This window comes from Streptomyces sp. NPDC016845 (genome assembly GCF_044332585.1).
Taxonomy (GTDB): domain Bacteria; phylum Actinomycetota; class Actinomycetes; order Streptomycetales; family Streptomycetaceae; genus Streptomyces.
Genome location: NZ_JBIRPI010000001.1, coordinates 668106 through 681329 on the forward strand (window position 1 = coordinate 668106; position 13224 = coordinate 681329).

The following is a 13224-nucleotide window of genomic DNA, read 5'->3' on the forward strand; positions in this document are numbered from 1 at the left end:
GCCGGCGCAGGGGGCGCTCCCCGCCGGTCCGGGGCCCCGCCGCCGTGCCGCGGGGAGGCGGATCAGCCCTGCTGCCGCGAAACGGCCGTCGCCGCCTCCTGCAGCGCGAGCCGGTCCTCACCCGCGTACACGTTCATGGAGGCGCCCCGCAGGAAGCCGATCAGGGTGAGGCCGGTCTCGGCGGCGAGGTCGACGGCGAGCGACGAGGGCGCCGACACCGCCGCGAGCACCGGGATGCCCGCCATGACGGCCTTCTGCGCCAGTTCGAACGAGGCCCGCCCGGAGACCATCAGCACCGACCGCGACAGCGGCAGGTCCCCGCTCTGCAGCGCGCGCCCGACCAGCTTGTCCACCGCGTTGTGCCGCCCCACGTCCTCCCTTGTGTCGACGAGCTCGCCCTCCTCGTCGAAGAGGGCCGCCGCGTGCAGCCCGCCCGTCCGGTCGAACACGTGCTGCGCCTCGCGCAGCCGGTCGGGGAGCGAGGAGAGCAGTTCGGGCGTGAGCCGGAGCGGGGGAGTGTCGGCGATCGGGAAGCGGGCCGTGGTGCGCACCGCGTCGAGGCTCGCCTTGCCGCACAGCCCGCAGGAGGAGGTGGTGTAGACGTTGCGCTCAAGGGTGATGTCGGGGAGTACGACGTCGGGCGCAGTCCGCACATCGACGACGTTGTAGGTGTTCGAACCGTCCTGTGTCGCGCCCGCGCAGTATACGATGTTCAGCAGGTCGTCGGCGGCGCCGAGCACGCCCTCGCTCACCAGGAACCCCGCGGCGAGCGCGAAGTCGTCGCCCGGAGTGCGCATGGTGATGGCGAGCGGCTTGCCGTTCAGCCGGATCTCCAGGGGTTCCTCGGCGACGAGGGTGTCCGGCCGGGTCGAGACGCGCCCGTCCCTGATCCGGATCACCTTGCGCCGTTCGGTGACTCGTCCCATGTCCTGATCAGTCCCGGTTCTGTACGTGCTGGTAGCCGAAGCGGCCCTTGATGCAGAGGTTGCCGTGCGTCACCGGATTGTCGTGCGGCGACGTGACCTTCACGATCTCATTGTCCTGCACATGGAGCGTGAGGTTGCAGCCGACTCCGCAGTAGGCGCACACCGTCACCGTCTCCGACTGTGCCGACTCGTCCCAGGTACCCGCCGCTCGCATGTCGAACTCCGACTTGAACGACAACGCGCCCGTCGGACACACCTCGATGCAGTTGCCGCAGTACACACATGCCGACTCGGTGAGCGGCGCGTCCTGCTCCACCGCGATACGTGCGTCGAACCCGCGCCCGGCGACCGAGATCGCGAAGGTGTTCTGCCACTGGTCGCCACAGGCGTCGACACACTTGTAGCAGAGGATGCATTTGCCGTAGTCGCGGACGTAGAGGTCGTTGTCGACGCGGGGCTCCTCGCCGATCCGTTCCGCGTCCGGGCCGAAGCGGTCGGGTCTCGCCTCGTACTCCTTGAGCCACGTGGCGACCTGCGGAGTGGTCGACAGGTCGACCGACGACGCCAGGAGTTCGAGGACGACCTTGCGGCTGTGCCGGGTCCGCTCGGTGTCGGTGCGCACCGCCATCCCCGGCTCGGCCTTCCTGGAGCACGCGGGCACGAGCGTGCGCGCCCCCTCGACCTCCACGACACACACCCGGCACGCGTTCTTCGGAGTCAGGGTGTCGCCCTGGCACAGCGTCGGAATGTCCTTCCCGGCGGCGCGGCAGGCGTCGAGGAGCGTCGCCCCCTCCGGGGCGCGCACCGCCGCCCCGTCGATCGTGAACTCAAGCAGGCGGCGGGGGATCCCCAGCTCGGTGACGGTCATGACGCGTAGACCCCCAGGCGGTCGATGGCGGACTCGATGGCGTTCCAGGCGGTCTGGCCGAGACCGCAGATCGAGGCGTCCTTCATGGTCCGGCCCACCTCACGCAGCAGGGCGATGTCGTCGTCGGCGGCGATGCCCCTCTTCTCGGCGATCCGGTGCAGCGCCTCCTGCTGCCGCACCGTCCCGACCCGGCACGGCACGCACTGCCCGCACGACTCCTCGCGGAAGAACTGGGCGATGCGCAGCAGCACGCGGGGGAGCGGCACCGCGTCGTCGAGCGCCATGACCACCCCGGAGCCGAGCGTGGTGCCCGCGGCGCGGGTGCCCTCGAAGGTGAGCGGGATGTCCAGCTCGTCGGGGCGTACGAACCCGCCCGCGGCGCCGCCGAGCAGGATCGCCCGGAGCGGGTTCGGGGTCCCGGCGAGGGCGAGGAGGTCGCCGAGGGTGGCGCCGAAGGGCAGCTCGTAGACCCCGGGCCGGTCCACGGCGCCGGAGACGCAGAACAGCTTGGGCCCCGTCGACCGCCCGGTGCCGATGGCCGCGTACGCCTCCGCCCCCATCGTCAGGATGGGCAGCACGTTGACGAGCGTCTCGACGTTGTTGGCGGCGGTCGGCTTGCCGAAAAGGCCCTTCTCGACGGGGAACGGCGGCTTGGAGCGCGGCTCGCCCCGGTACCCCTCGATGGAGTTGAACAGCGCGGTCTCCTCACCGCAGATGTAGGCGCCCGCGCCGCGCCGGATCTCGATGTCGAAGCGGAATCCGTTGCCGAGGATGTCCGGCCCCAACAGCCCGCGCGCCCGCGCCTCTTCGACGGCACGGCTCATCCGGGCGAGCGCGAGCGGATACTCGCCGCGCAGATAGAGGTAGCCGTGCCGGGCCCCGACCGCGTACGCCGCGATGGTCATGGCCTCGACGAGCGCGTACGGGTCGCCCTCCATCAGGACCCGGTCCTTGAAGGTGCCGGGTTCGGATTCGTCGGCGTTGCAGACGAGGTAGTGCGGCTGGTCCGGCTGCGCGGCGGTGCCCTGCCACTTCCGCCCGGTGGGAAAGGCGGCCCCGCCCCGCCCGACGAGCCCGGCGTCCGTGACCTCCTTGATCACGGCGGCGGGCCCGATGGCGAAGGCGCGCCGAAGGGCGGAGTAGCCGCCGGCGGCGCGATAGGAGTCGAGGGAGAGGGGGTCCACGACCCCGACGCGGCTCAGCAGCACAAGCCCCGCCGGCGCTTGAGGAGCCGGGTCCGGGGCAGAGCCCCGCGTCAGCGCGACGGGCTCGGCGGAACAGGGGGAACCGGCCCGCACCAGCAGAGCGGCAGGCGCCCGCTCACACAACCCCAGACACGCGGACTCGGCGACACCCACCTCAGACCCGAACCGCTCCCGGGCCGAGCCACACATATCCGGCCCCCCGACCCGCGCACACGCCAGATCCGTACACACATGCACGACCGTCGCGCCCCGCTCCCGCACGGAGAACATGGAGTAGAAGGTGGCGACCCCGTACGCCTCGGCAGGCGGAACGGTCAGCCGCCGGCACAGATAGTCAAGGGCCCCGGGGCTGATCCACCCCACCCGGTCATTGATCGCGTGCAACCCCGGCAACAACAGATCCCGCCGCTCCCGCACAAGGGCCCGCCCGCCCCGCGCCCATCGCAGATCCGCGTCGGAGCGGTCGTCGGCCCCTTCCCAGGCGGACTCGGGCGGCCCGAGCAGCGCGTCGACGGCCGCCCGCTCCTCGTCCGTGGGTTTGCTGTCACCGAAGCGCAGATCCACGTGCACCCAGCCCCTTCCCGCTGCTCATACCGCCGCTCACACGTTCAGCTTCTCGATACGTATCGCCGACGCCTTGAACTCCGCCGTCCCCGCGATCGGGCAGTTCGCCTCGATCGTCAGCACGTTGGTGTCCACCTCGTCGGGGAAGTGCATGGTCATGAAGGCGAGCCCGGGACGGAGCCCCGGGTCGACCCAGACCGGCGCGGTGACCGCCCCGCGCCGCGAGGAGACACGTACCTCCTCGCCGACCGCCACCCCGTACCGCTCGGCGTCCTCCGGGCACAGCTCGACGTACTCGCCGCGGCGCAGTGGCGACGCGAAACCGCCGCTCTGCACACCGGTGTTGTACGAGTCGAGGCGGCGCCCGGTGGTCAGCCGGAGCGGGTACGCCTCGTCGGTCAGGTCGACCGGCGGATCGTGCTCGACGAGCCCGAACGGCGCGCGCCGCCCGCGCCGCACCGGGTCCGTGTCCCACAGCCGCCCGTGCAGATAGGAGGAGGGCAGTTCGTCCACGTCGGGGCAGGGCCATTGCAGCCCCTGGTGTGCGGCGAGGCGCTCGTACGTCATGCCGAAGTGGTCGGGGGACAGGGCGCGCAGCTCGTTCCAGACGGCCTCGGCGTCCGCGTACTTCCAGTCGTGGCCGAGGCGTCCGGCCAGGTCGCACAGGATGTCGATGTCCTCGCGCGCCTCGCCGGGCGGGGTGAGCGCGGCCCGGACGCGCTGGACCCGGCGCTCGCTGTTGGTGGTCGTGCCGTCGGTCTCCGCCCAGGCGGCCGTCGCGGGCAGTACGACATCGGCCAGCTCGGCGGTCCTGGTCAGGAAGATGTCCTGGACGACGAGGTGGTCGAGGGCGGCGAGCCTGCGGACGGCCTGCTCGCTGTCGGCCTCCGACTGCGCCGGGTTCTCGCCGATGCAGTACACGGTGCGCAGCCGCCCGTGCTCCATCGCCTCGAACATGTCGGTCAGCGTCATCCCGTACCGCGCCGGGATCACCGCGTCCCACGCCTGCTCGAACTTGGTCCGGTGCCCGTCGTCGAGGAGGTCCTGGAAGCCGGGGAGCCGGTTGGGGATGGCGCCCATGTCGCCGCCGCCCTGCACGTTGTTCTGCCCGCGCAGCGGCTGCACCCCGGCGCCGTACCGGCCGACGTGGCCGGTGAGGAGCGAGAGGTTGATGAGGGCGCGGACGTTGTCGGTGCCGTTGTGGTGCTCGGTGATGCCCAGCGTCCAGCACACCTGGGCGCGTTCGGCCCGCGCGTAGGTGTGCGCGAGGTCGCGGATCGCGGCGGCGGGAACGCCGGTCACCTTCTCCGCGAGCGACAGCGTCCAGGGTTCGACGAGCGCCCTGAACTCCTCGAACCCGGTCGTCGCCCGTTCCACGAACGCCTTGTTGTGCAGGCCGGCGGCGATGATCTCCCGGGCGACGGCGTGCGCGAGCGGGATGTCGGTGCCGACGTTCGGGCCGAGCCAGCTCTCCGCCCACTCGGCGGTCGAGGTGCGGCGCGGGTCGACGGCGTACATCCGCGCCCCGTTCCTGATCCCCCGCAGCACGTGCTGGAAGAAGATCGGGTGCGCGTACCGGGCGTTGGAGCCCCACATCACGATGAGGTCGGTGTGCTCGACCTCCTCGTACGAGGAGGTGCCGCCGCCCGAGCCGAACACCGCCGACAACCCGGCGACGCTCGGCGCGTGACACGTACGGTTGCAGGAGTCCACGTTGTTGGTGCCCATGACGACACGGGTGAACTTCTGCGCCACGAAGTTCATCTCGTTGGTGGCGCGGGCGCAGGACAACATCGCGAACGCGTCCGGGCCATGTGTCTCGCGGGTGTGCCGGAACCCGTCGGCCGCGAGGGCCAGCGCCTCGTCCCAGGTGGCCTGCCGGAAGGGTGACGTGCGGTCGCCGGGTGTCTCGCGCACGAGGGGGTGGGTGAGCCGGGTGTAGCTCCTCGGCCGGTCCTTCTTCATGCGGCGGGTGCGGCTCATACGGCTCATGCGGCGTTCCTCCTCATGCCGTGGGCGAGCAGGTCCGTGAGCGCGTGCACGGTGCGCAGGGTGGGCACCTCGACGCCCGTGATGTCCGCCAGCTCCACCACCGCGGCCAGCAACACGTCCAGCTCCAGGGGCTTTCCGCGCTCCAGGTCCTGGAGCGTGGAGGTGCGGTGGTCGCCGACCCGCTCGGCACCGGCCAGGCGCCGCTGGACGGAGATGTCGGGCGTGCAGCCGAGCGAGGCGGCGACGGCGAGCGTCTCGGCCATCATGATCTCGATGACCCGCCGGGTGCCGCCGTGCCGGCACATCTGCCGCATCGTCGCCCGGACCAGGGCGCTGATCGGGTTGAAGGAGATGTTGCCGAGCAGCTTGATCCAGATGTCGGAGCGCAGGTCGGGCTCGACGGGGCACTTCAGGCCGCCCGCCCGCATCGCGTCGCTGAACGCGGCACAGCGCGCCGAGACCGTCCGGTCCGGCTCCCCGACGGAGAACCGCGTCCCCTCCAGGTGGCGGACGACTCCGGGCGCCGACAACTCCGTAGCCGCGTAGACGACACAGCCGACGGCCCGCTCCGGCGCGAGGACGGCGCTCACCGCGCCGCCCGGGTCGACACTCTCGAGGCGGTGGCCGTCGTGCGGCCCGCCGTGCCCGTGGAAGTACCACCAGGGGATGCCGTTCTGCGCCGCGACCACCGCCGTACGGGTGTGGAGGAGAGGCTCGATCAGCGGCCCGCACGCCGCGTACGAGTTCGCCTTCAGGCCGAGGAAGACATAGTCGACGGGCCCGATCTCGGCCGGGTCGTCGGTGGCGTGGGCCCGTGCGGTGAAGTCGCCGCGCGCGCTGAGGACCCGTACACCGCGCCGCCTCATGGCCGTCAGGTGCGGTCCACGGGCGACGAGATGGACGTCGGCGCCGGCGCGGTGGAGCGCGGCTCCGACGTAGGCGCCGATCGCTCCGGCGCCGAGGACTGCGACTTTCACTGGCGTGCTCCGTCCGGTCGGGGTCCGGTCGAGGATGCGAGGCGGAGACTGTCGGTTGAATATTGTCTACAGTATGGAGAATGAGTCGACAAGGTTCCGTGCGTCAGGCTCTTCCCAACACCCCCGCCCCTGCCTACCGTTCTCGATCATGAGGCCCCCCGTCGCACCCCCCGGCTGGAGCCGCTGGCTCGTACCGCCCGCCGCCCTCTCGGTCCATCTCTCCATCGGCCAGGCGTACGCCTGGAGCGTCTTCAAACCACCCCTCGAATCCGCCCTCGGCCTGAGCGGCACGCAGAGCGCGCTCCCCTTCCAGCTCGGCATCGTGATGCTCGGCCTGTCCGCCGCGTTCGGCGGCACGCTCGTCGAACGCAACGGCCCGCGCTGGGCGATGACCGTCGCCCTCGTCTGCTTCTCCTCGGGCTTCCTGCTCTCCGCGCTCGGCGCCGCCACCGAGCAGTACTGGCTGATCGTGCTCGGCTACGGCTTCGTCGGCGGCATCGGGCTCGGCATCGGCTACATCTCCCCGGTCTCCACCCTGATCAAGTGGTTCCCCGACCGGCCGGGCATGGCCACCGGCATCGCGATCATGGGCTTCGGCGGCGGCGCGCTCATCGCGTCACCGTGGAGCGCGCAGATGCTCGACAGCTTCGGCACGGACAGCGACGGCATCGCGCTGGCGTTCCTGGTGCACGGGCTCGTGTACGCGGTCTTCATGACGCTGGGCGTGCTGCTGGTCCGGGTACCGCCCAAGGCCGGGACGGCGACGGCCCAGGTGGAGAGCGCCGTGGCCGCGACCCCCGCCGGCCCGCAGGTCTCCGCGAAACAGGCCATCCGCACGCCCCAGTTCTGGTGCCTCTGGCTCGTCCTGTGCATGAACGTGACCGCGGGCATCGGCATCCTCGAAAAAGCCGCCCCGATGATCACCGACTTCTTCGAGGACTCCAGCACCCCGGTCACGGCGTCCGCGGCGGCCGGGTTCGTCGCCCTGCTCTCCGCCGCCAACATGGCGGGCCGCATCGGCTGGTCCTCCGCCTCCGACCTCATGGGCCGCAAGAACGTCTACCGCCTCTACCTCGGCGTGGGCGCCCTGATGTACCTCCTCATCGCCCTCTACGGCGACGCCTCGAAACCCCTCTTCGTCATCTGCGCGCTGGTGGTCCTCTCCTTCTACGGAGGCGGCTTCGCGACCGCGCCCGCATACCTGAAGGACCTGTTCGGCACGTACCAGGTCGGCGCCATCCACGGCCGGCTGCTCACCGCCTGGTCGCTCGCCGGTGTCCTCGGCCCGCTCATCGTCAACTGGGTCTCCGACAGCCAGGAGAGCGCCGGGAAGCACGGCCCGTCCCTCTACGGCGTCTCCTTCGTCATCATGATCGGGCTGCTCGTCGTCGGCTTCGTCGCCAACGAACTCATCCGGCCCGTCGACGCCCGCCATCACGTCTCCGCCGCCCCCGTCGCCCCCAGGGAGTCCTCAGATGACACCGCCGCCCGCGAGCCCGAACGCGAGCACGACCGCGACCGCCAGCAGCCCGCCTAGGCGGCGCGGCCTCATCGCCTTCGCCTGGCTGTGGGTGGGTGCGCCGCTCGCCTACGGACTGTACGAACTGGTGCAAAAGGCCACGCAACTGTTCACAGGCTGACCGGTCGGTACTCTCAGGAACTCTCCAACCCAGCCCGCGCAATCCTGTGCTTTACCTCACCTCGTACTCGCCGGTCGCTAGCCAGACTGATACGTCCGCGGCTCGCGCCTGGCGCGAGCCGGGCACACGACCAGGCATACGAGGGGACCACCATGACCGGTTCGCGCATCGTCGGCATCGGCCACTATCAGCCCGCCAGAGTCCTCACGAACGAGGATCTGGCGGGCATGGTCGACACCGACGACGAGTGGATCCGCTCCCGCGTCGGCATCCGCACCCGGCACATCGCCGGGCCCGACGAGCCGGTCGACGAGCTGGCCTCGCACGCTGCCGCCAAGGCGCTGGCCGCCGCGGGGCTGACCGCGGACGCGATCGACCTCGTCGTCGTCGCCACGTCCACCGCCGTCGACCGCTCCCCGAACATGGCGGCCCGCGTCGCCCAGCGGCTCGGCGTCCCGTCCCCGGCCGCGCTCGACCTGAACGTCGTCTGCGCCGGGTTCACCCACGCCCTCGCCACCGCCGACCACACCCTGCGCGCGGGGGCCGCCACCCGCGCCCTCGTCATCGGGGCCGACAAGATGTCCGCCGTCACCGACTGGACCGACCGCTCCACCTGCGTCCTCGTCGGCGACGGCGCGGGCGCCGTGGTGATCGAGCCCTGCGCCGACGGTGCGGAGCCCGGCATCGGCCCCGTTCTGTGGGGCTCGGTCCCGGAGATGGGCAACGCCGTGCGGATCGAGGGCGAACCCGCGCGCTTCGCCCAGGAAGGTCAGTCCGTCTACCGCTGGGCGACCCGGCAGCTGCCGCCGCTCGCCCGGGAGGCCTGCGAGAAGGCGGGGCTCGCCCCGGCCGACCTCGCCGCGGTCGTCCTTCACCAGGCCAACCTGCGGATCATCGAGCCCCTGGCCGAGAAGATCGGGGCGGTGAACGCGGTGGTCGCCCGGGACGTCGTCGAGTCCGGCAACACCTCCGCCGCGAGCGTGCCGATGGCGCTGTCCAAGCTGATCGAGCGCGGCGAGCTGCGCAGCGGGGCGCCGGCGCTCCTCTTCGGCTTCGGCGGCAATCTCTCCTACGCGGGTCAGGTCGTGCGCTGCCCCTGACCGGCTGGCTAGCTGACCGGTTGTCCGGTTGTCCGGCTGTCCCCGGGGGCTTCGGGATGTGATGCGGCCAACTGCCCCTGGTGGTGGTGATTGTGCTCGGTAAACTGTATTCCAAAGACAATCGCAGCCGCGACGATCGAAAGCCCACGAGGGGGACCGCGATGTTGTCCACAGGACTGCCGCAGGGGGCGGTGCCCAAGCTCGAACGCCCGGGGCCGCTGCGCGAGCGGGTCTACGAGGCGCTGCTCTCGCTGATCACGACCCGCGCCCTCCAGCCGGGCCAGCACCTCGTCGAGAGCGAGCTGGCCGGGCATCTCGGGGTCTCGCGCCAGCCGGTGCGCGAGGCGTTGCAGCGCCTGAACACCGAGGGGTGGGTCGACCTGCGTCCGGCGCAGGGCGCCTTCGTGCACGAGCCGACGGAGGAGGAGGCCGACCAACTCCTCACCGTCCGTACGCTCCTTGAGGCCGAGGCCGCCCGGCTCGCCGCCGCCAACGCGGGCAAGACGGGCATCACCGCCCTGGAGGAGCTCTGCGCCAAGGGCGAGCAGGCCGTCGCCGACGGGGACGTGGACCTGGTCGTCGCCACGAACGCCGAGTTCCACCGCAAGGTCATGGAGCTCGCGGGCAACGTGGTCCTGGCGGAGCTCGCCGGGCAGGTCGACGCCCGCGTCCGCTGGTACTACCAGCCCGTCGCCCGCCGGCGCGGCAAGCAGTCCTGGACCGAGCACCGCGAACTGATCGCGGCGATCTCGGCCCGCGATGAGTCCCGGGCGACAGCCGTCATGCGGGCCCACACGGAGCACACCCGGGAGACGTACCACCACCGCGACCAGGGCTGACCGCCCGGCCTCGAACCCGGCCCCGTCCCCGCCCCCGTGCTCACCTGCGCATCCATCTTTGTCCTGTGACTGGAGAAAGTCATGGGTAATTCCTGCGCAACTTCTTCCCACACCCGGCAGGCACTGCTACGTTCCCCATCGAAAGAACGGCGAAAGTACCGGAGCCCGAAGAGGCGGGGAGGGGCACGTGAGACGCATGACGGCTCGACCCGCGAACGCGCATCAGGCGCGCCTGTTGCGACTGCTGCGTGACGGAGGGCCCAACTCCCGCGCTCAGCTCGGCGATCAGATCGACCTGTCCCGCTCCAAGCTGGCCGTCGAGGTGGACCGCCTCCTGGAGACCGGACTCGTGGTCGCCGACGGACTCGCCGCCTCGCGCGGCGGCCGCCGGTCCCACAACATCCGGCTCGCCCCCGAACTCCGCTTCCTCGGCGTCGACATCGGCGCGACCTCGGTCGACGTCGCGGTCACCAACGCCGAGCTGGAAGTGCTCGGGCACATCACCCAGCCCATGGACGTACGCGAGGGACCGGTCGCGGTCTTCGAGCAAGTACTCGCCATGGCAGCGAAGTTGAAGGCGTCCGGACTCGCCGAGGGGTTCGACGGGGCGGGTATCGGCGTGCCGGGCCCGGTCCGTTTCCCCGAAGGCGTTCCGGTCGCCCCGCCGATCATGCCCGGCTGGGACGGTTTCCCGGTCCGCGAGGCGCTCAGCCAGGACCTCGGCTGCCCGGTCATGGTCGACAACGACGTGAACCTGATGGCCGTGGGGGAGCAGCACGCGGGCGTAGCCCGCTCCGCGCGCGACTTCCTCTGCGTCAAGATCGGCACCGGTATCGGCTGCGGCATCGTCGTCGGCGGCGAGGTCTACCGGGGCACGACCGGATCGGCCGGCGACATCGGCCACATCCAGGTCGAGCCCGACGGCAGACAGTGCGCCTGCGGCAACAAGGGCTGCCTCGAGGCCTACTTCAGCGGCGCGGCGCTCGCCCGCGACGCCGAGGAGGCCGCCCGCGACGGCCGCTCACCCGAGCTGGCCGGACTCCTGGAGTCGGCCGGGAAGCTCAGCGCCGCCGACGTCGCGGTGGCCGCCGCGGCAGGGGACGGCGCCGCCCTCGACCTCATCCGCGACGGCGGCAACCGCACCGGCCAGGTCATCGCGTCCCTCGTCTCCTTCTTCAACCCGGGGCTGGTCGTCATCGGCGGCGGTGTCACCGGCCTCGGCCACACGCTCCTCGCCGCCCTGCGCACCCAGGTCTACCGCCAGTCGCTGCCCCTCGCGACCGGCAATCTGCCCATCGTCCTGGGCGAGCTGGGCCAGGCCGCCGGAGTCATCGGCGGCGCCCGCCTCATCAGCGACCACCTGTTCTCACCCGCGTAACACCTTGAAGACACGTAGGCACACGTAGGCACACGTCATCACGCGTAACCAGACGTCACGCGTGTTCACCAACCACTTCACTCAGCACAGCGCCCTGCTCTGCCCTGCCCTGAAACCGGCCCGCACCCGCTGCTAGGGGAACCGCCATGGCACTTTCGGCACCAGAACCACCGCTGCTCACGATGTCCGGCATCACCAAGTCGTTCCCCGGCGTCCGCGCCCTCGACGGCGTGGACCTGGAGGTCCAGGCCGGAGAGGTGCACTGCTTGCTCGGCCAGAACGGTGCGGGCAAATCCACACTCATCAAGGTCCTCGCCGGCGCCCACCAGCCCGACGAGGGGTCCATCACCTGGCGCTCCGAGCACGTCGTCCTGCGCTCGCCGATCGCCGCGATGCGCCTCGGCATCGCCACGATCTACCAGGAACTCGACCTCGTGGAAGGCCTGTCGGTGGCCGAGAACGTCTTCCTCGGACACGAGCCGACCTCGGCCGGATTCGTCGTCCGCGGCAAGGACGCGAAGGCGGCGACAGCCGCTCTTCTCAAGCGCCTCGGACACGGGGAGATCGACCCGGGCACGCTCGTGGGCGACCTCTCCGCCGCCGGGCAGCAGATCGTCTCGATGGCCCGCGCCCTCTCCCACGACGTACGCCTCATCGTGATGGACGAGCCGTCCGCCGCCCTCGACCCCGACGAGGTCGACAACCTCTTCCGCATCGTCGCGAGCCTCACCGCCGACGGCGTCGCCGTCGTCTACATCTCGCACCGCCTGGAGGAGATCCGCCGCATCGGCGACCGCGTCACCGTCCTCAAGGACGGCCGCGCCGTGGCCGGCGGGCTCCCCGCCAAGGACACGCCGACGCGGGACGTGGTGGCGCTGATGACGGGCCGCAACGTCGAGTACGTCTTCCCGGACCGCCCGTCGTACGGGTCCGCGGCCTCGGCTTCAGCGGAACCGGTTCTGCGCGCCGAGAACCTGTCCCGTCACGGCGAGTTCGAGCCACTCGACCTCACCTTGCGCCCCGGTGAGATCGTCGGCCTCGCGGGGCTCGTCGGCTCCGGCCGCTCCGAGATCCTGGAGACGATCTACGGCGCCCGCAAACCGACGACCGGTCAGGTCAGCGTCGAAGGACGGGCGTTGCGCCCCGGGAGTGTCCGCGCGGCGGTCCGCGCGGGCCTCGGCCTCGCCCCCGAGGAGCGCAAGGCGCAGGGCCTCCTGATGCTGGAGTCCGTCACCCGCAACGTCTCCGTCTCCTCCATGTCCCGCTTCTCGTACGGGGGTTGGGTCGACCGGAGCCGCGAGAGCGAGGCCGCGCACAAAGTCACCCGCGAACTCTCCCTGCGCCCCGACAACCCGGCCGTCCCCGTCCGCACCCTCTCCGGCGGCAACCAGCAGAAGGCCGTCCTGGCCCGCTGGCTGCTCCGCGGCTGCAAGGTGCTGCTCCTGGACGAGCCGACCCGCGGCGTCGACGTCGGCGCCCGCGCCGAGCTGTACGCGGTCATCCGCCGCCTCGCCGACGACGGCCTCGCCGTGCTCCTCGTCTCCAGCGAGGTCCCCGAGGTCCTCGGCCTCGCCGACCGCGTCCTGGTCCTGCGCGAGGGCCGCGTCGTCCACGAGGCCCCGGCGACGGAGCTGACGGAACACCGGGTCCTGGACCTGGTCATGGAAGGCACCCCGGCATGACACGCCCCGAAAGGGGTGCGGGGCTGCGTCGGTCAACGGCTCCGCCACGCAGC

The 13224-nt window shown here is 71.4% G+C and carries 10 protein-coding genes; 5 read left to right on the forward strand and 5 right to left on the reverse strand.

Annotation, left to right across the window (positions count from 1 at the left end):
• Positions 1-62 precede the first annotated feature (62 nt).
• The 5 genes from fdhD to ACH4RC_RS02850 are packed head-to-tail and all read right to left on the reverse strand — an operon-like array spanning position 63 to position 6532.
• Entirely contained in the window at positions 63-926 is an 864-nt protein-coding gene (gene fdhD / locus ACH4RC_RS02830; protein ID WP_398194253.1) for a formate dehydrogenase accessory sulfurtransferase FdhD, read from the reverse strand.
• Positions 927-933: 7 nt separating this feature from the next.
• Positions 934-1794: a 2Fe-2S iron-sulfur cluster-binding protein gene (locus tag ACH4RC_RS02835; RefSeq protein ID WP_398194254.1), complete on the reverse strand. Its 861-nt coding sequence runs from the start codon at positions 1792-1794 to the stop codon at positions 934-936.
• Positions 1791-3563, reverse strand: coding sequence for an NADH-ubiquinone oxidoreductase-F iron-sulfur binding region domain-containing protein (locus ACH4RC_RS02840; protein WP_398194256.1), 1773 nt, complete (start codon positions 3561-3563; stop codon positions 1791-1793). The genes ACH4RC_RS02835 and ACH4RC_RS02840 overlap by 4 nt, the downstream gene beginning before the upstream one ends.
• Positions 3564-3599: 36 nt before the next feature.
• Complete coding sequence (locus ACH4RC_RS02845; RefSeq protein WP_398194258.1) at positions 3600-5555, reverse strand: molybdopterin oxidoreductase family protein; 1956 nt, start codon at positions 5553-5555, stop codon at positions 3600-3602.
• Positions 5552-6532: a 2-dehydropantoate 2-reductase gene (locus ACH4RC_RS02850; protein ID WP_398194261.1), complete on the reverse strand. Its 981-nt coding sequence runs from the start codon at positions 6530-6532 to the stop codon at positions 5552-5554. The genes ACH4RC_RS02845 and ACH4RC_RS02850 overlap by 4 nt, the downstream gene beginning before the upstream one ends.
• Before the next feature lie 148 nt (positions 6533-6680).
• On the opposite strand from ACH4RC_RS02850, the gene ACH4RC_RS02855 reads away from it, so the two are divergent.
• The 5 genes from ACH4RC_RS02855 (at position 6681) to ACH4RC_RS02875 (ending at position 13171) form a co-directional block, all read left to right on the forward strand.
• Positions 6681-8069 (forward strand): OFA family MFS transporter, encoded by a 1389-nt coding sequence (locus ACH4RC_RS02855; RefSeq protein ID WP_398194264.1) that lies wholly within the window; start codon positions 6681-6683, stop codon positions 8067-8069.
• Between the two features lie 255 nt (positions 8070-8324).
• Positions 8325-9272 carry a beta-ketoacyl-ACP synthase III gene (locus ACH4RC_RS02860; protein WP_398194265.1) on the forward strand — a complete coding sequence of 316 codons (948 nt, stop codon included), beginning with the start codon at positions 8325-8327 and terminating at the stop codon, positions 9270-9272.
• Between the two features lie 161 nt (positions 9273-9433).
• The gene (locus tag ACH4RC_RS02865; protein ID WP_398194267.1) at positions 9434-10111 is read left to right on the forward strand and encodes a GntR family transcriptional regulator; all 678 of its coding nucleotides are present in this window, start codon (positions 9434-9436) and stop codon (positions 10109-10111) included.
• A 196-nt stretch (positions 10112-10307) separates the two neighbouring features.
• Positions 10308-11489: an ROK family protein gene (locus ACH4RC_RS02870; protein ID WP_398194268.1), complete on the forward strand. Its 1182-nt coding sequence runs from the start codon at positions 10308-10310 to the stop codon at positions 11487-11489.
• Positions 11490-11635: 146 nt separating this feature from the next.
• Positions 11636-13171 carry a sugar ABC transporter ATP-binding protein gene (locus ACH4RC_RS02875; protein ID WP_398194269.1) on the forward strand — a complete coding sequence of 512 codons (1536 nt, stop codon included), beginning with the start codon at positions 11636-11638 and terminating at the stop codon, positions 13169-13171.
• Positions 13172-13224: the final 53 nt, after the last annotated feature.

Coding starts and splice junctions, on each gene's coding strand:
- fdhD (WP_398194253.1), bottom strand. CDS start 926: ATGGGACGAGTCACCGAACGGCGCAAGGTGATCCGGATCAGGGACGGG.
- ACH4RC_RS02835 (WP_398194254.1), bottom strand. CDS start 1,794: ATGACCGTCACCGAGCTGGGGATCCCCCGCCGCCTGCTTGAGTTCACG.
- ACH4RC_RS02845 (WP_398194258.1), bottom strand. CDS start 5,555: ATGAGCCGTATGAGCCGCACCCGCCGCATGAAGAAGGACCGGCCGAGG.
- ACH4RC_RS02855 (WP_398194264.1), top strand. CDS start 6,681: ATGAGGCCCCCCGTCGCACCCCCCGGCTGGAGCCGCTGGCTCGTACCG.
- ACH4RC_RS02860 (WP_398194265.1), top strand. CDS start 8,325: ATGACCGGTTCGCGCATCGTCGGCATCGGCCACTATCAGCCCGCCAGA.
- ACH4RC_RS02865 (WP_398194267.1), top strand. CDS start 9,434: ATGTTGTCCACAGGACTGCCGCAGGGGGCGGTGCCCAAGCTCGAACGC.
- ACH4RC_RS02870 (WP_398194268.1), top strand. CDS start 10,308: ATGACGGCTCGACCCGCGAACGCGCATCAGGCGCGCCTGTTGCGACTG.
- ACH4RC_RS02875 (WP_398194269.1), top strand. CDS start 11,636: ATGGCACTTTCGGCACCAGAACCACCGCTGCTCACGATGTCCGGCATC.